This is a genomic window from Desulfonatronovibrio magnus (assembly GCF_000934755.1).
Taxonomy (GTDB): Bacteria; Desulfobacterota; Desulfovibrionia; order Desulfovibrionales; family Desulfonatronovibrionaceae; genus Desulfonatronovibrio; species Desulfonatronovibrio magnus.
Window position 1 is genome coordinate 431,185 of the sequence record NZ_KN882175.1, and the last position, 18,234, is coordinate 449,418.

Genomic DNA, 18,234 nt, shown 5'->3' on the forward strand with positions numbered 1-18,234 from the left:
CCGGGATCCGGGATCCGGGATCCCCCGGGCAAACCATAACCATTTACAGAAGGAGTACTGAGCCTTCAGCTGAATCCAGCAGCTCAGCCCAGTAAATACTACAGCCCCATGAGCAAATTATGAGTAACTTAGGACCCTACATCAGAAACAAAAGACTGGCTCTGCACGATAAATATGCAGGATATTCCATCCGCAACCTGGCCAAAAGAATCGGTATTCATCACTCATTCTTAAGCAAATTAGAGCGTGGCGAAGCTGACACTTTAAGTGAGGAAAAAATCATACTTATTGCGAGAGAACTGGGGGAAGATCCTGATATCCTCATGGCCCTGGGCGGCAAACTTTCAGAAAAATCCATCCAGATCATAAAAGAAGATCCAGCCAGCTTCATCAACACTTTACGCAATACACAACATCAGAGCACAAATGAGCCCGCCAAGCCTGATTTTTACACTCAACGCCTTGAGGAGCGCAAGGCTGAACTGGAGGAAATAACCATGCGCCTGCGTCAGGAAATGAAGGAAAGAAAGGAAGCTGTCAAAGCTTTACAATTAAGCGAGGCCAGGCACAGGGCCATGTTTGAAGCCAACGCCGCCATGCAGCTTATTATAGACCCTGATACCGGCAGCATCCTGGATGCCAACCCGGCGGCCTGCGCTTTTTATGGTTATGAACGAGCTGTCATGCAGTCTATGAATATCAGCGATCTTAACACACTTTCAGGACAGGAAGTGAGTTTTGCCCTGAATCAGGCCAGGATCCATCACCAGACAGTTTTCAGTTTCCCTCAGAAAAAGAGTTCCGGACGGACATGTGAAGTTGAGCTTAGATCAGCCCTGGTTCCTCACAATGATAAAATGGTTTTACATTCCATAATCATTGACGTAAGCGAAAGAAAACAGTTACAGGAATCTTTGAAGCGTGACTCCATAATCAAAGATGCTCTGGCCAGGGCATCTCAGAGACTTTTGGGAGAGGCTTTCAGCCTTGAGGACATTTCCCGCATCATATTGGACAAATCCAGAGAATTGACCCAGAGCAATCAGGGGCTTGTGGTTTCCATTGAACAGACCACCGGTTATGCCTGGGGATACGCCCACACACTGGACAGCAGTCCGGGCAAGGCAGGAAAGGGTATGATGAAGAAAATCTCCTTTATCCCCGACAGTCGAGGCCGGTATCCAGGTTTATGGTTCACCTCAATTAACTCAGGCAAAACCTATCTGACCAACAATGCCCCGGAAGACCACGACAAACATGAAGACTTGATTCTTGACCCCCCCAGGAACAGTTTACTTTCCATTCCGGTCATGGACAAGGACAGTCCCAGAGTTATCGGTCTCATAGCTGTCGCTGACTCTATCCGCCAGTATACTCCGCCGGACATCGGGGTGATTAACGACCTTGCAGTTCTTTATTCACTGTGTCTGCACAGACTTGGTGAAGAGAATGCTGCAAAGGAGAGCAAAAATTGAATCAGAACCATACAGATAAAGCAACCATTCTGGCTGTTGATGACGATCGCACCGCTCTGGACTTTTTAACCTTTCACCTTGAGAATGCCGGATACCATGTCCTGCAGGCCTCTACAGGCGCTGACACGCTGCAGACATTAAATGAACATAATCCTGATATCATTCTTCTTGATGTTTACCTGCCTGATGCCATTGGCATGGAATTGTGTTCATCCATCAAAGAGCAGAAAAAATCAGATGCTCCGTCCATCATTCTCATGTCCACCTGGGCTTCTTCAGGTGATATGGCGGAGAACCTGACCAAAGGTGCAGACGATTATATTCGCAAACCCATTGATCACAAAGAGCTTCTGCCCAAGATTAATGCAGTCCTCAAATCCAGAGAAGCTGAAAATGAGTTGCGCATGCAGGGGACCATCATGCAGACCATACTGGACAGTATCCAGGAAATGGTTGTCTACATGGACCTGGACCACGTAATTCGCTGGTCCAACAAAACCGTTTCCAAAGTAACCGGGTTGCAGCGCTCTGAGCTGGCCGGCATGAAATGTCATGAAATTATGCGGAAAATACCCGGAATATGTCATGACTGTCCCATAAGCCAGACTTTTCAGAAAGGACGCATGACCGAAGGCGTGATAAAGCTGGATTCCGGACAATACTGGAACATCCATGGCTATCCTATTCATGCCCCAGATGGCCGACTCACCGGAGTAGTCCAGATGTCCATTGACATCACAACTCAGGAACACGCCAAGCGTAAGATTGAATATATGGCCCTCCATGATCCCCTCACCGGAATTGGCAACAGAGCACTGTTTATGGATATCTTTTCCCAGAACCTCATCAGGGCCAAAAGATACGGGCATATTTTAGGCCTTTTATATATTGATCTGGATGGTTTTAAAGCCATTAACGACCAATACGGACATACTGCAGGAGATCACCTGCTGACCACCTTTGCCCGACGAATCAAAGAAAATATTCGGGAATCCGATCTGCCCGCGAGAATGGGCGGAGATGAGTTTGCAATCATCCTCCCGGAAATGACCGGTATGGACGAAGCCAGAAAGGTTGCTGCGAGAATTATCAATTCCCTGCACAACCCGGTCATGATTCAGGATACCCCGATAACAATAAAAGCAAGCATTGGCATCAGTGCCTATCCATATCACGGAGAAAAAGTGGATCAGCTTATTAAAATTGCAGATCAGGCCATGTACAGGTCCAAAAAGTCATTGGACATAAAGATAAGTGAAGGGGAAGACAGGGAATGATTGAACAGAGGAAGCCAGCTCTGGTCATGGTAGTAGATGACGAGCAGACAGCAAGGGATTTTCTAATCTTTCATCTTGAGAATCAGGGATTTGAGACCGCCAGTGCTGATTCTGCAGAAAGTCTTATGAAGGAACTGAAAACAGTCTTTCCCGACATTATCATGCTGGATGTCTATCTTCCTGATGCCAATGGTCTGGAGTTGTGCGCTGAAATCAAGGCCCTTTATAAGGATAATCCACCTGGAATCATTGTCATGTCCGCATGGGCGTCACCTGCGGATATGGCTGCTTACCTTAACTATGGAGCTGACGCCTTTATCCTTAAACCCGTGAACCCCAGAGAGCTTATCTCCCTTATGGAGTCCACCCTGTCCATCAGGAATAAGATCTCTGAACTGAGCAGGAAAAACCAGTTGCTCACGGATTTTGTTGACAATATTCCCGACCCGGTCAATATTAAACTGCCTGATCTTTCTGTACTTCGTTACAACAAGGCTGCCCTGAACATGCTCCAAAAAACCCACAGCGAGACCAGGGGCAAAAAATGCTTTGCCCTCATAGGCAGGGACAAACCATGTGAACCCTGTGCTTCCCTGCACACTTTGAAATCAGGCAAACCATCCTCTAAAGAAAGGTATATTCCAGAACTGGATATTTATCTCAACTGCAAGGTCAATCCTGTCCTGGATGAACAGGGCAACATTAAATATCTTGTGGAACTTATTCAGGACGTGACAGAGCGCAAAAAGGCACAGATGGCTCTAGAACAGGCCAAGGAGCAGGCTGAGGCCGCCAGTGCAGCCAAGGACCGTTTTCTGGCCAACATGAGTCATGAACTCAGGACCCCGGTTAATGGCATTATGGGCATGCTGCAGATTCTGGAAATGGAAACCAGCCATGAGGAGCACCTTGAATATATTGATCTTGGTGTGCAGTCCTGTCAAAAACTCACCACCCTGCTTTCAGACATTCTTGACATTTCCAGAATAGAAGCCGGCATCATCAGTCTCAATGAACTCAGATTTGATCTGTGGGAAACCATTAACCTGACCCGACAGCTGTTTTGCCTTGCCGCTCGCCAGAAAAACATTGCCCTGAACTCCTTTATTGACCCTGACATACCCCGACAAATGCTGGGAGACCCCATCCGGGTCCAGCAGATCCTGACCAATCTGACCGGCAACGCTATAAAATTCACTTATGAAGGACAGATCAGCATCCAGGCTCATCTGCTGACTCCTTTAGACCAGGACAGCCACAGGGTGCTTCTGACAGTTCAGGATACCGGCGTCAGCATACCTGACACTGAAGTAGAGAATATGTTTAATCCCTTCACTCAGGCAGATGACTCCCTTAACAGACCTTTTGAAGGAGCCGGACTGGGCCTTAGCATCGTCAAATCCATTATCGGGCTTATGAACGGCAATATTTCCGTAGAAAGTGAACAGGGACTGGGCACCACTATATATGTAAGTCTCTCATTTGGCAGGGTCCATGAAACACAAGAACAGAAAGAAACCATAATTCATGAAGAAACTCCCCTGGAAAAAACCTGCCGCAATCTCAATGTTCTTGTAGTGGAAGATGACCCGGTCAATCAGGAAGTTATGATGAAACTTCTTATGAAACTCGGGTGCAAACCAGATCTGGTCAATGACGGCAAGCCCGCTCTGGAAATTCTCGGCAGAAAACGGTTTGATATTATTTTCATGGATGTCCAGATGCCTGTCATGACCGGTATTGAAGCCACAAGACACATCAGAATGGCGGAAAAAAGACGGAAGGAAATAAAATCCGAACTCCGGGATCCTGACATAAACCGTCCGCTGGAAGCAAGACTGCATCCTGACCACCCTGAGAGAATTCCCATCGTGGCTGTAACAGCTCACGCCATGGAAGGCGACAGCAGCAAGATTATCTCCGCGGGCATGGATGACTATATTTCAAAGCCTGTAGAAATGCGTCATATACGGAATGTACTTCTCAAGGCAGGTTTGCCATAATGAACGACTATCTGGAAAGCCAGTCTCGTTCTCACTGGGAGTATGACAGCATATATGTGGGCAGACAACCGGTGTTTGATGCTGGTCTTAAACTTAACGGTTATGAGCTTTTTTACCGATCTGATTCCAAGGCTCCGACCGCCCTTTTCCAGGATGCGGAACAGGCTACCCTGAATGTCATTCAAAGCGCTTATGTTGCCCCGTTTATAGACATCAAGGACAACAACTTCATCATGGTCAATTTTTCCTTTCAGGCCTTAGAGACTCGTGCTCCTTACGCCCTGCCACCTGGAAACACCGTCATCAAGCTGTCCGGACACGCTGATAAAAGCCCCACAAGAATAAAGTATCTCCAGAACCTTAAGGATGAAGGCTACACCCTTGCCTTAGACGGGGGCATCATGGAATGCGCCCGCTGGAAAGACTACATGGATATCTGCATTGTGGATGCCCTGGATCCGCATGTAAGACAGATAATGAACCGGGCTGACCGCATCAGACAGGCAGGTCTGACCCTCATGGCCAAAAGAGTGGAGGATCAGGATAATTTTCATATTCTTAAAAATGCCGGATTCAGCCTGTTTCAGGGTTTTTTCTTTCAAAAACCCGAGACAGTAAAAGGCACCAACCTGTCTACACATCAGATCATGCGCCTCAAAATTCTGCAGGTCCTGCAGCAGATGGATCCGGATTTGAACAAACTTGCGGAACTGTTGGAAAAGGAGGTCTCTCTTGCCTACAGAATTTTGCGCTATGTTAACTCAGCCCATTTCAGCACACCGGTCAAAATTAAGTCCATCAGACACGCTCTGAGTTACATAGGCATAAATCAACTCAAGACCCTTCTTGAGGTTTTTCTCATCAGAGGAATGACTCCCAGCAGCAAACCAAGTGAACTGCCCTTTACTTCCGCGCTGCGGGGGCGCTTCCTGGAACTGGCTTCACGAACAAGGCCCGACCTGGCCAGGGAGTCAGACTCCTTTTTCCTGCTTGGTCTTTTATCTCTTTTAGATGCCATATTTGATATGCCCATGCACAAAGTGCTGGAATCATTACCCTTAGATGAAGATATCAGGAAGGCCCTGTGCCAGGAGCCAAGTCCTTATCTGCCCTGGCTTCAACTGGCCATTGGTTTTGAAGAGGCTCACTGGAGTAAAGTGGATAAACTCGTTGAAAAACTTAGCCTGGACCCCATAGCCACTGCGAAAAATTATTCAAAAGGACTCATGTGGACCAAGGATTTTTTCAGTTTGCACACTTGAAGCGCTACGGCAGAAGTTAGCTGGAATACATCATTATTTAAAAACTGCTCAGGAGCACTATGCTTTTTCTGAAGTCATTCATTTTTTTGCGTATGCAATCCCAGGTGTTCCTCAAACTGTTGCAGACTTTTATTCTTTTTGTTCTTTTGAGCATATTCATGCATGGTCCTCCTGCTCAGGCTGAATCGCATTTTTTCCCAGACTTTGAAGCTCTGTTTGAAAGACACGGATCAATTATGCTGGTTATTGATGTTGACACTGGAAAAATTGTCAGGGCCAACCAGGCAGCCTTAGACTTTTACGGATACTCTTCCAGTGAAATTAGACATCTGACCATCCATAACATAAACGCCCTGTCCTTTGCAGAAGTGGAAGCTGAAATGAGAAAGGCCATTTCTGAAGATCGAAACTTCTTCCAGTTCCAGCACCAGCTGGCCGACGGTCAGATCCGCCATGTTGAGGTTTATTCATATCCATTTAGCACTCAGGAGGGCAACCTCCTTTACTCCATTATAAATGATGTTACTGCGAGAAAGCAGGCCGAGCAGAACCTGAAGGCTGTCATTGCCGCATCAGGCATAATTTTTCTGCTGCTTGGCATGACCGCTTTAGGCCGTCACTTTTCCAAAAGCAGGATCGCTCAAAGACAGGCCTTGGAGCGAGAAGCAAAGCTGAGTGCTATATATAAAGCTGCCCGTAACATTGGCATTATTGTTACTGATCTGGATTTTAAAATTGTAGAGTTCAGTCCCGGGGCTGAAAAAATTTTTGGCTTTTCCAAAACCGAAGTGCTGGGCAAACACGTTGGAATGTTTCACAAAGAGCAGGACATTTCTAATTTTCCAGACTTTATAAAGCGCCTTAAATCCTCAAAACAGGGTTTTTCCATAGAAACCGAACTTCGCAAACGAAACAATGCAATATTTCCTGCCATCCTGACCATTGAGCCTTACCAGGATCATAACAACAATATTGTGGGAACTCTTGGCATTTCTATTGACATTACAACTCTCAAAAAGGCTGAGGAAAAACTCATCCAGAGCGAGGCCAGGTTCAGGCAGATGGCGGAAAACATTGACGAAGTATTCTGGCTGCGCTCTGCTGACAACAGGACAGTTCTTTATGTCAATGAAGCCTATGAAACGATATGGGGCAGGACGTGCCAAAGCCTTTATGACAATCCGAGCGATTTTATCTCTTCAGTGCATCCACTTGATAAACAAAGGGTCATGGAAGAATACAACAAGGAACTAAGTGACACATCTGATGGACGCTTCAACCTGGAGTACCGCATTCAGCGTCCTGACGGCAGTATCCGCTGGGTCTGGGCCAGATCTTTTCCTGTCAAGGATGAAACAGGGATTACTGTCCGTTATACTGGTATAGCAGTGGATGTCACTGAGAGAAAAATTGCTGAACAGGCCCTGGCCGGCAGTGAACTAAAGCTTCGAGGCATTACAGATTCCACTCTTGATGCTGTGCTTATGATGGATCATAACGGAAACATTTCTTTCTGGAATCCGGCCGCTAAATCCATTTTCGGCTATACCCGGGATCAGGCCATGGGACGTAACCTGCATATGCTTCTTGCTCCACCGGAATATCATGACCAATACCGCCAGGCCTTCCCTGAATTCCAGAGAACCGGAAAAGGAAGCGCTGTGGGCAAAAATATTGAACTGAAGGCTTTACGTTCCGACCAGACTGTTATTCCTGTATCCCTGTCCCTGTCTGCCTTTGAGTTAAATGGAAAATGGAACGCTGTCGGTATTGTCAGAGACATATCACAATTAAAGAAAAATGAGCAGGAACTTATCAAGGCCAAGGAGCAGGCTGAAGAGGCCTCCAAAGCCAAGAGCATTTTTCTGGCCAATATGAGTCATGAAATACGCACCCCCATGGCAGGCATTATGGGCGCTTTGAAAATGCTCTCCAGCACTGTCAAAGACCCAGATTCCCACAAGCTCATATCCATGACTCTGGATTCTGCTTCCTCCCTGAAACAAATAATCAATGACATACTGGATTTGTCCAAGGTGGAAGCCGGAAAAATGGAACTGGTCTTTCATGAGTTCAGCCTCAGGGAGCTTTTGCACAGAGTTGAGGGCCTGTTTTCCATTCAGGCTGAGTCAAAAGGACTAACCCTGTCATGCCAGGTATCAGATGAGCTTTCTGACAGGTTTATGGGAGACTCTTTCAGACTTGAGCAGGTCTTGCGCAATCTCGTGGGCAATGCCATCAAGTTTACTGATAAGGGCTGGATTATTATGCGGGTCAACCCATTAAAATCCACAGACCTCAAAACAACTCTGCTCTTTGAAGTTGAAGATACAGGAGAAGGCATTCCCCATGATCTCAAAACCAGAATCTTCGAAAGCTTCATCCAGGCAGACTCATCATATTCCAAAAAAATCAAAGGTACCGGACTGGGACTGACCATATCCCAGAAAATCATCAACATGATGGGAGGAAAAATTGAAATCAAAAGTCAACCAGGAGCAGGTTCCATCTTTTCATTCAATTTAGAGCTTGATGCATTGCCTGAGAAGAAACAAAAGGTTCGCTCTGCTGAATCCGCATCAGATGCCCCTGCCCCTGCATCATCACCAAAGTTGAATATCTTAGTAGCTGAGGATGTGGAACTTAATCAGGAATACCTGAAATTTGTTCTCAAAAATCAGGGACATCATCTAACCTTGGTTAATAACGGATTGAAGGCTGTTCAAGCCTTTAAGCCTGGAAAATATGACCTGATTCTCATGGACATCCAAATGCCTGAAATGGACGGCACTACAGCAGCTGAAAAAATCCAGACTATTGAGGCTGAGTCCGGCCTGGCACAAAAGACTCCCATCATAGCCCTGACTGCTTATGCCATGGCCGAAGACAGGAAAAAATTCATGAAGGCAGGGATGGCAGGATACGTGTCCAAGCCCATCAACAAGGACAGTCTTATAGGTGAAATGAAAAGGGTATTAAAGGAGCAATCATGAAAAATTTATCCAACAGGAATCAGGAAAATAAATATATCTGCTTTGCCAAAGATCAAAGAATTAGAACCCAGGATGCGTTTGCACTACTCTTCACATTTACTCTGTTTCTTTTTGCTCCCGGTGGGGTAAAGGCCCAGGAGAACCCGATAATAATTGGATTAAACGCAGACATGAGCACTGCTGATGCTGAATCAGGTCAATCCATTAAGCTCGGTGCCATGGCTGCCATTGAACAAATCAATGCCCAGGGAGGAGTTCTGGGCCGGAACCTGAGCCTGAAGATTCTGGATCATCGCCGCAACCCGGCCAGAGGTAAAATCAATATGCAGACCTTTGGCCGCAATCCTGACGTCATAGCAGTGCTGGGCGGCAAACACACCCCTGTTGTCCTGGCTGAACTGGAAACCGTTCATGAACTGAAAATCCCCTACCTTATTCCCTGGGCCGCTGGTACTACTATCATTGAAAATGGATTCACTCCCAACTATGTATTCAGGGTTTCAGTACGCGATGAATATGCCGGAGGATTTCTCGCTCGTTATGCGGCGCGCCAGGGTCTTGTCAGACCAGGCCTTGTGCTGGAGCAGACCGGATGGGGAAGATCCAATGAAAAATCCCTTGTCAATGCCTTTGATCAGCTTGGCATCACCCCAGCCTGGGTGGAATGGTTCAACTGGGGGGAAAGTTGTTTTATGAGTTCTTTAGAAAGGCTGCACAGGGCAGGAGCCGACTCATTTATTTTTGTAGGTAATTCCCCTGACGGAGTGAGTTTTATCCGGTCTATACTGCAACATCCTGAGTCCATGAAAACCCCCATCATATCTCATTGGGGTATTGCCGGAGGTGACTTTGAAGAAATCCTCGGGGCTGACCTTGACCGGGTAAATCTTGCATTCCTCCAAACTTTTTCATTTTTTGATCCTCCTTTCCCGGAAAGAGCCCAGACTGTTTTTGAACTGCTCCAAAAAGTTTCCCCGGACATTGCATCAGTAAGAGACATCAAGGCTCCTACCGGAGTAGCCCACGCCTATGACCTGGTACACATCCTGTCCAAGGCCATCAACCTTGCCGGCATATCCCGGCGAGAAGATGTCCGGGAAGCACTGGAAAACGTTCCTCCCTACCATGGTCTAATGCGTGACTATAAGCCTGCTTTCACTCCTCAAAATCATGACGCTCTGGATGCCGACGATTTTCGCATGGCCCGGTTTGTCCAGGGAATTATTAAACCTATCAAAGACTGACAGTCATGTTGTTCAAAGCGCCCAAAAAATTAGTAAGCCATGTTCTGGTCTGGATAATTCCGTCCACACTGATCATTCTGTTGATCACCGGGACAGTCATGCTTCATCTGAATAACAGAGCCATGGACTCAGAGGTGGAATCCAGGCTGGAACATATGATGAGGCACACCAGTGACCTGCTTCGGGAAAACATTACATCCATCCAGATTCAGACCTCCACTATTGCTCAAAACGAACTTGTCAGAAACGGTCTCATCGACACGCAGGAACGTTATCGTTATCTGCCGGTCATGTTCCGCTCACTGGGCAGGGTTTCCGGCTCTCAGACCCTGGCCAGGGTTTCTCTTCTGGATTTCATGGGCAACGAAATTATTTCCAACAATGTAGATCCAGGCCATACCATCCCCGGACTTGCAATGAACCACACCCTTGAGGAAGGCAAGGATGTTCTGGTGCTTGACATGAATGGGCTTCTTTATGCCACCCCCATATTTATTCATGGCTTTGTGGAAGGATCCATTGCAACATCCATGAATTATTCTTCACTGCAGGATCTTTTTGTTGACTGGGACCGTCTCAATTATGCTGTAAGCCTGCAGGATGAACAGGGTAATGGTCTGCTGACCAACTTATTTTACAAAGATCATGCTGGTTCTGACCAGATAAACAACAACCCGGACTGGGTAACCCTTACCAGACAGTGCTCAATTCCCGGCCTTGAAAATTACTACCTCATAGTTGGCCTGCCTCATACCATTGCTTACGCCAGTGGTATAAATCTTAGAAACCAGATGCTCATATCCCTTGGCCTGGCCTTGTTTTTTGCCATGTCTGCAGTCATCATGTCCGCCCGCATGACTGCCAGACCCATCAGGCAACTTGAGGCAGATGTCAGCTTCATGGCCGGAAAAAAAGACCTGAGCTTGAGACTGCCTGTTGCCGGTGTCTCGGAAATTCAAAATCTGGCCCAGTCCTTCAACCTGACCCTGGCCTCCCTGGAACAGGTATACACATCTAAAAAACGTCAGGATCAGCTTTTATCCGGCAGTACCGCTGTCATATATTCGGCTCCGCCGGACAAGTTTCAGGTAAGCTTCATCAGCAGCAATGTTTACAGCATTCTGGGATACACATCACAGGACATTCTGGACAATGAACAATGGTGGTTAGACAATCTGCACCCCGAAGACAGGGAACAGGTCCTGGAAACTGAAACCCGGTGGTACGATTCCAACGCTCCTCATCCATTAGTCATGAATTACAGGTTCAGGCACGCTCTTGGACACTGGATCTGGATTGAAGACCGCATCCAGGCCATTAAATCAAATGACGGAAAAATTCTGGAAGAAATCGGTTCACTGGTGGACATCAGCGCCCGCAAGAAAGCCCAGGAAAAGATTAAAATCAACGAAGAAAAATATAGATCTTTGGTGGAACAATCAGTTGACATGGTCTTTCTGCACGACCTCCATGGCAATATTATTGATATCAACCAGGCCGCCATTAGCCAAACCGGATATTCCAGGCAGGAACTATTGTCCATGAACGTCTTTGACCTGCATCCAGACGCATCCTCTAAAAATAAAATAATTGACGTCTGGGCAGACTGGCAGCCTGGAGAGTCCCAGACCGTTGAAGCCATTCATAAATGCAAAAATGACACTCATGTTTCCGTGGAAGTAACCACCGGCAAAATATCCATTGGCAGGGAACACTTCATTCTGGCTCTTGTCCGTGATATCACCCAGCGCAAGCAGGCTGAGCAGCAGCTTATCATGGCCCGGGATGCTGCACAGGCTGCCTCTAAGGCCAAATCCGAATTCCTGGCCAATATGAGTCACGAAATACGGACCCCCATGGCCGGAATTCTGGGAGCCTTGGACATGCTGTCCTCCAGAGTGAAAGATCCCTTCTCACAAAGAATTATTGCCATGACCCTGGAATCAGCCGGATCTCTGCATCAGATCATCAATGATATCTTAGATTTATCCAAGGTCGAAGCTGGAAAAATGGATATCCAGGAAAAAGAGTTCAACCCCGAGGCTATTGTCCACCGGGTTATTGAGCTGTATTCCATTGAAGCTCAAAAAAAGAACATTGAACTTATCAGAGAAATTGATTCTGACTTACCCATGCTGGTCAAGGGAGATCCCTATCGATTAGAGCAGGTTTTGAACAATCTGGTCAGTAATGCCATCAAGTTTACAGACCGCGGCACTGTTACTGTCAGCGTTAGACTTGTAGACCACGACCACAACAGTTCAGAGGTATCATTCGCAGTAGAGGATACAGGCACAGGCATTGCCGAAGAATTTACCCAAAAGATTTTTGACAGCTTTTCTCAGGCCGATCTTACTTATGGCAAAAAACATCAAGGCACCGGACTCGGACTGACCATCTGTAAAAATCTTGTTCATCTAATGGGGGGTGAAATTACTGTCTCAAGCAGACTCAACCAGGGCAGCATCTTTACTTTCAGCCTTCCTCTAAGCATTGTAAGACAAACTCCCCAACAGGAGCAAAATTCTGAGACCGCCCTGTCTCCTGGAACAGAACCACTACCTCTCAGGGTATTGATTGCTGAAGATATGGCCCTGAATCAGGAGTACATCCAGTACCTCCTGAATCAAAAGGGCTACCTGACTGAAATTGCCGAAAACGGCAGGCAGGCTGTAGATCTCTTCAGACAGGGCCGTTTCGACCTCATACTCATGGATATTCAGATGCCCGAGATGGATGGGCTGGAAGCCATGCGGGAAATCAGAAAGCTGGAAAGCAATCCAGGCCTGCCTGAATTCCAGAACTCCAGAATTCCTGTCATAGCCCTGACTGCTTATGCCATGAATGAAGACAGGGAAAGATTTATTGCCGCAGGAATGGATGGCTATGTCTCCAAACCCGTCAACCCTGAAATTCTTTTTGAAGAAATAAACCGACTGGTAAAATATCCTGTTCATGCAGATAGTAAATCTTCCGTCATCGCCCCGGAAGAAACAGAGCATCAGCCTGCACCAGAGCAGAGCTCTCTGTTTGATTTTAATGAAATTGATGAAAAATACGCAGGTAACAGGCAGTTCTGGCAAAAAATGTTCACTAGGTTTGTTGATGAGGAGCTGGACAGTTATATTCATAATTTAAAGAAGGCTGCTGAAAAAGATGATATGGACAACCTGTTTGCCCTGGCGCATAAGTTAAAAGGCGGACTGGGTACATTGTGCGCATCGGATGCGGCTGAGGCTGCCGCTAATCTGGACGGAGCTGTCCGCAACAAAGAAATTGAAAAAATCCCTGAGGCCATGCAGGAACTGCTTGAAGAGCTGAAAAAGGTTAATTCTTTTCGCAACAGTTTATCTTCTCCCTGACAGGCAGGGGCAGGCTTGTGCATGGTTTATCCTGTTCACGGACTGCAGCACTGAAACAGGAGATGCAAATTAATAACAGGGTAATAGTTTAGCCCTTTTCTAAGGAAAGCAGGGGACAGGCACCCCAGCCCTTGTTTTTTGTTGATGTAAAACACAGACTTAATAAAACAAGGGCTGGGAGAGCCAGTCCCCCTCCGGGCTGTATGCCTCCGGGCAGGAAGCCGTGCCACATGCAAATGGCTAAACTGTTACATAACAGGTATACCCCCGTCGGGTGTTAAAACAACAAATATTTTTATGACCCGTTCCCAACGTTTTCCCAAATCCATAAATTCAGTCATCATCCTGATTCTGCTTCCAGTATCATGGCTTGCTGCTGTGTCTTATCTGATTCATGAAAAAAACGCTGGTATTCAGCGCTACCTGCAGGAACAGACAGCAATTCAGGAAACCGCATGGAAAGCTACCACCAACCTGCATAAAGTAGGTATGAAGGCTTATTTTGAAGCTTATATTATGACTCCAGCCATCCTGGATATTCTGGCTTACCACCGCCATGAACCAAAGCGTATGCAGGTATCCAGAACAAGATTATATGAGGAGCTTCTGCCCCTGTATGAGCAGGTTCTGTCAGAACAAGACATTCAGCAGCTTCATTTTCATACCAAGCACGGCAACAGTTTCCTGCGTTTCCACTTTCCTTCACGTTATGGTGATCCCCTGGCTCATATCAGGCCAAGCATCAGAATCGCCAATTCCCGATTGGAACCGGTTCAGGGTTATGAAGTCGGCAGAGTGGTTTCAGGGTTCCGCAATGTATTTCCCATAATAACCCCGGAAGGCGAACATCTTGGCAGCGTTGAGTTAAGCCAGCCCATTGAGGCATTCAGAACAGCCATGGCCGAACTTGATGAAATTAGAGAATACACTTTTCTCATAAATGGTCCCCTGCTCATGCCCATGCTTTTTGAAGAGCAGAAAAGCTTATATGAGGCCAGTCCCATTCATCCTGACTGGTATTATGAGGATCCTCACAGAACTCTTCCTCATGCCCCGCCTCCCATGTCCAATACTGCCGAAATTCTTGCCGCCACCATGGGAAAACACGACAATACTTTTCAAATTATTGAGAATGGACTTTCCGGTTCCGTGGATCTTCGTCTGGGCAGGCACTATTACGTGGGTACTCTTACAGCAATACCAGATATTGAGGACAAGGTGGCTGCGTATCTGGTCTCATTTGCCGCTGCCCCTGAGCTTGATGCAATTAATTACAGATTTCTGGTTGATGTCAGTCTTTCTGTAATATTTGTCCTTGCCCTTGGCTGGACAGTCCTGGGACTCATCAGGGCCAGAAACGCTTCTGAAGCAGCATCCAAGGCAAAAAGCGGTTTTCTGGCCAACATGAGCCATGAAATAAGGACACCCATGTCCGGCATCATGGGCTCCATGCAGATTCTGGCCAGCAGGATCAGCGAGCCTGAATCATCAAGAATCATTGCCATGACTCTGGATTCTGCCAGGTCATTACAGCAGATTATCGATGACGTCCTTGATCTGTCCAAAGTGGAAGCTGGCAAGCTCAAGCTTATCAACCGGGTTTTTTCACCCTTGACCTTATTGCAGAAAGTCAAGGACTTATATTATTTTCAAGCCAGGGAAAAAGGTCTTGAGCTTAAAATAGAGGCATCACCTGATCTACCTGACTATTTATGGGGAGATTCATACAGACTGGAACAGATCCTGCGCAACCTGGTTAATAACGCCATAAAATTCACCCATTCCGGTGAGGTGGTCATTGGTGCCAAACCTTTAAAACTAATGACTGAAAAAGTCAGGATACGCTTTGAAGTTCGGGATACCGGCATAGGTATTTCTCATGAGTTCATGCCTCATCTGTTTGACAACTTTGCCCAGGCTGACATTACTTATGCTAAAAAATTTCAGGGCACTGGACTGGGGCTTTCCATCTGCAAGGAACTGACAAAAATTATGGGCGGAGATATTTTTGCAGAAAGCAAACCTGGACTGGGCAGTTCGTTTTCAGTCATATTGACCCTGCCTGTAGCCCAGGCCCCTGAAACTGATGAAAACACATCAGCAGAAAGCATGACAGCCTTGCCATTTTCAGCCCCCAAGCTTAAAATACTTGTAGCTGAAGATGTAAAAATAAACCAGGAATACATTAATTTCGTCTTGAAAAGGGCCGGGCACAGCACGGTTCTGACTTCCAGCGGAAAGGAAGCGCTGGAGGCTTTTCAAAAGGAACCCTTTGATATCATCCTGATGGACATCCAGATGCCTGAAATGGATGGCCTTGCTGCTACAGAAGCCATTAGACGTCTTGAAACAGACAGTGACCCAACCCCCACTATTGCTCTCACCGCTTATGCCATGGCTGAAGACCGTAAAAAATTTTTACAGTCAGGCATGGACGGATATATTTCCAAGCCCATTGACCCTGATCTGCTTTTAAATGAGATAGTCAGACTTGCCAGGCCTGAAACGAAAGCATCAGGCGTTTCTGAAAAGTCAATTGGGAACAGTCCCGAAGCCAGGGACAGTTCCCGTAACAAGTTGCTGAACGCTTCCCCCAAAACCTTGAACTCAGAAACACAAGATGATACCAAAATGAAAACAAAACCACAGATAAAGTCTGAAATAAATGGTTCCCGGCCTGAGGCGACTCAAAAAGATAAAAAGAATAATCTCTTTCAGAAGAGCCAGCCTCCGGTCAGCGCTCAGTGCATTGAAGAGCGATACGGGGAAAATGATGACCTGTGGCAGATGATGATGGACAGTTTTGTTGAGACAGAGATACCAGAGTACATGGAAGAACTTAAAAAGCATGCTGCGCAAAACGATATTGAAGCTACCTTTCGCACCGCTCACAAAATAAAGGGGGCGCTCGGAACTCTTTGTGCTGAAAAAGGTGCAGCCAAAGCAGCAGCACTGGACCATGCGGCCAGAAACGAACAGCATAACAAAATTCCACAGGCCTTAGATGAACTGCTAAAGGAACTGCAAAACATCAAGGATTATTATACAGGCATTTCTAAGTAACTACAAACAAATTGGCAACTAAATCAAAGCATTATTAATCAGGATAATATTATGTCAGTCAGTGATGATCTGAAGCTGTCCATGCAGGACATCTCAATACTTTGCGTGGAGGATGAATCATTTTCCCTGCGTTTTCTAACTGAAACCCTTAAACGCATGGTTAAGGAGGTTCATTCAGCCCAGGACGGGCAGGAAGGGCTTTATGCCTATTCCCGCTTTTCTCCGGACATAGTTATTACAGATATTGAAATGCCCAGACTCAATGGATTGGACATGGCTGAGGCCATTCGCGAGTCAGATCCTGAATCCGTCATCGTGGTTTCTACAGCCTTTGACAATATTGATTACCTCAAAAGAGCCATTACTCTGCGTCTTGATGAGTTCATATCCAAGCCGGTTAAACCTGCTGAACTTAAGAATGCCATTGTCAGAGGGCTTGAAAAGATCAATGTCAAACGAGAACAGAAAAGATACCAGCGCTTTACTGAACTGATGCTGGGGGGCATGCCTTTTCCAGTCATGCTCATAAACCACTCCCTGTCACGGGTGGAGATTGCCAATCCTGCTGCCAGGGCAGTCGGATATGATCAGCAGTCACCCTTGAAGGGAGGATTTTTCACTGACAAGATCAAGATGTTCATGCAGGAAATAGCTATACCCAAAACCATATTTCGTACCCATGACCAGCATGTTACATCTCTCCAGGCGTTTGATAAGTCATGGGATGTATACCTGAAACCAGTTGGCAGCCAGAACGTAATTTTTGCAGCTGTGGATGTCACCTGGCGTAACCACCTGGAAAAACTCCGGGATGATGTTGAGCGTATAACCAGGCATGATATGAAAACTCCCTTAAATGGTGTAATTGCCATACCAGACCTGCTTCTGGAATCCGACAACCTCTCGGAAGAACAGATCGAGCTGATTAATTACATTAAATCATCCGGACATACCCTGCTTAACATGGTCAACCTTTCCCTTGACCTTTACAAAATGGAACAGGGCAAATATTTACTCAAGCCTGAACGTCTTAATGTTCTGGAAACTATCAACAAGGTACTGGTTCAGCTTGGTCCTCTTGTCAGAGGAAAGAATATCACAGCTTCCATACTTTTTAATGCCCGCCCTTTGCATCAGGACACCGTTATTATGGCCATGGGTGAGGAGCTTTTGTGCTACTCCATGCTTTCCAATATTATCAAAAATGCTTTGGAGGCATCCCCGCATCAGGAAACCATCACCATCAATATTGAATATGTTCTGGATCAGGTCATGATTTCCATTCATAACAAGGGTAGTGTTCCAGAAGAAATAAGGGCATCATTTTTTGACAAACTGTCCACTGCCGGCAAAGATTCCGGCACCGGTCTGGGCACTTATTCAGCTCAACTTATGGCCAGGACCATGAAAGGACATATAGAAATGGAAACTTCCATTGACTATGGAACATTTCTAAAAATATTTCTGCCCAAAGCAGCTTAACAATTGCACGGGAGCATTACGCGTTTCTGAAAAGTCAATTGGGGGCATTCCCGAAGCCAGGGACAGTCCCCTT

General features: G+C 46.4%; 9 protein-coding genes. All 9 read left to right on the forward strand.

Going from position 1 to position 18,234, the window contains the following annotated elements; genetic code table 11:
- Nucleotides 1–119 precede the first annotated feature (119 nt).
- The 9 genes from LZ23_RS22725 (at nucleotide 120) to LZ23_RS22745 (ending at nucleotide 18,161) form a co-directional block, all read left to right on the forward strand.
- Nucleotides 120–1,475: a PAS domain S-box protein gene (locus LZ23_RS22725; RefSeq protein WP_052507383.1), complete on the forward strand. Its 1,356-nt coding sequence runs from the start codon at nucleotides 120–122 to the stop codon at nucleotides 1,473–1,475.
- Complete coding sequence (locus LZ23_RS13845) at nucleotides 1,472–2,752, forward strand: GGDEF domain-containing response regulator (RefSeq protein ID WP_045215018.1); 1,281 nt, start codon at nucleotides 1,472–1,474, stop codon at nucleotides 2,750–2,752. The genes LZ23_RS22725 and LZ23_RS13845 overlap by 4 nt, the downstream gene beginning before the upstream one ends.
- Nucleotides 2,749–4,755: a response regulator gene (locus tag LZ23_RS22730; RefSeq protein ID WP_052507384.1), complete on the forward strand. Its 2,007-nt coding sequence runs from the start codon at nucleotides 2,749–2,751 to the stop codon at nucleotides 4,753–4,755. Before LZ23_RS13845 ends, LZ23_RS22730 begins: the two co-directional genes overlap by 4 nt.
- Nucleotides 4,755–6,017, forward strand: a complete 1,263-nt coding sequence (locus LZ23_RS13855) for an EAL and HDOD domain-containing protein (RefSeq protein ID WP_052507385.1) — start codon at nucleotides 4,755–4,757, stop codon at nucleotides 6,015–6,017. Before LZ23_RS22730 ends, LZ23_RS13855 begins: the two co-directional genes overlap by 1 nt.
- A 59-nt stretch (nucleotides 6,018–6,076) precedes the next feature.
- The gene (locus LZ23_RS13860; protein WP_045215019.1) at nucleotides 6,077–9,010 is read left to right on the forward strand and encodes a PAS domain-containing hybrid sensor histidine kinase/response regulator; all 2,934 of its coding nucleotides are present in this window, start codon (nucleotides 6,077–6,079) and stop codon (nucleotides 9,008–9,010) included.
- Nucleotides 9,007–10,254 (forward strand): ABC transporter substrate-binding protein, encoded by a 1,248-nt coding sequence (locus tag LZ23_RS13865; RefSeq protein WP_084591064.1) that lies wholly within the window; start codon nucleotides 9,007–9,009, stop codon nucleotides 10,252–10,254. The genes LZ23_RS13860 and LZ23_RS13865 overlap by 4 nt, the downstream gene beginning before the upstream one ends.
- Before the next feature lie 5 nt (nucleotides 10,255–10,259).
- Complete coding sequence (locus tag LZ23_RS22735; RefSeq protein ID WP_052507386.1) at nucleotides 10,260–13,616, forward strand: PAS domain S-box protein; 3,357 nt, start codon at nucleotides 10,260–10,262, stop codon at nucleotides 13,614–13,616.
- Between the two features lie 297 nt (nucleotides 13,617–13,913).
- Nucleotides 13,914–16,679 carry a hybrid sensor histidine kinase/response regulator gene (locus tag LZ23_RS22740; RefSeq protein WP_052507387.1) on the forward strand — a complete coding sequence of 922 codons (2,766 nt, stop codon included), beginning with the start codon at nucleotides 13,914–13,916 and terminating at the stop codon, nucleotides 16,677–16,679.
- Between the two features lie 51 nt (nucleotides 16,680–16,730).
- Nucleotides 16,731–18,161: an ATP-binding response regulator gene (locus LZ23_RS22745; protein WP_052507388.1), complete on the forward strand. Its 1,431-nt coding sequence runs from the start codon at nucleotides 16,731–16,733 to the stop codon at nucleotides 18,159–18,161.
- Nucleotides 18,162–18,234: the final 73 nt, after the last annotated feature.

Coding starts and splice junctions, on each gene's coding strand:
- LZ23_RS22725 (WP_052507383.1), top strand. CDS start 120: ATGAGTAACTTAGGACCCTACATCAGAAACAAAAGACTGGCTCTGCAC.
- LZ23_RS22730 (WP_052507384.1), top strand. CDS start 2,749: ATGATTGAACAGAGGAAGCCAGCTCTGGTCATGGTAGTAGATGACGAG.
- LZ23_RS13855 (WP_052507385.1), top strand. CDS start 4,755: ATGAACGACTATCTGGAAAGCCAGTCTCGTTCTCACTGGGAGTATGAC.
- LZ23_RS13860 (WP_045215019.1), top strand. CDS start 6,077: ATGCTTTTTCTGAAGTCATTCATTTTTTTGCGTATGCAATCCCAGGTG.
- LZ23_RS13865 (WP_084591064.1), top strand. CDS start 9,007: ATGAAAAATTTATCCAACAGGAATCAGGAAAATAAATATATCTGCTTT.
- LZ23_RS22735 (WP_052507386.1), top strand. CDS start 10,260: ATGTTGTTCAAAGCGCCCAAAAAATTAGTAAGCCATGTTCTGGTCTGG.
- LZ23_RS22740 (WP_052507387.1), top strand. CDS start 13,914: ATGACCCGTTCCCAACGTTTTCCCAAATCCATAAATTCAGTCATCATC.
- LZ23_RS22745 (WP_052507388.1), top strand. CDS start 16,731: ATGTCAGTCAGTGATGATCTGAAGCTGTCCATGCAGGACATCTCAATA.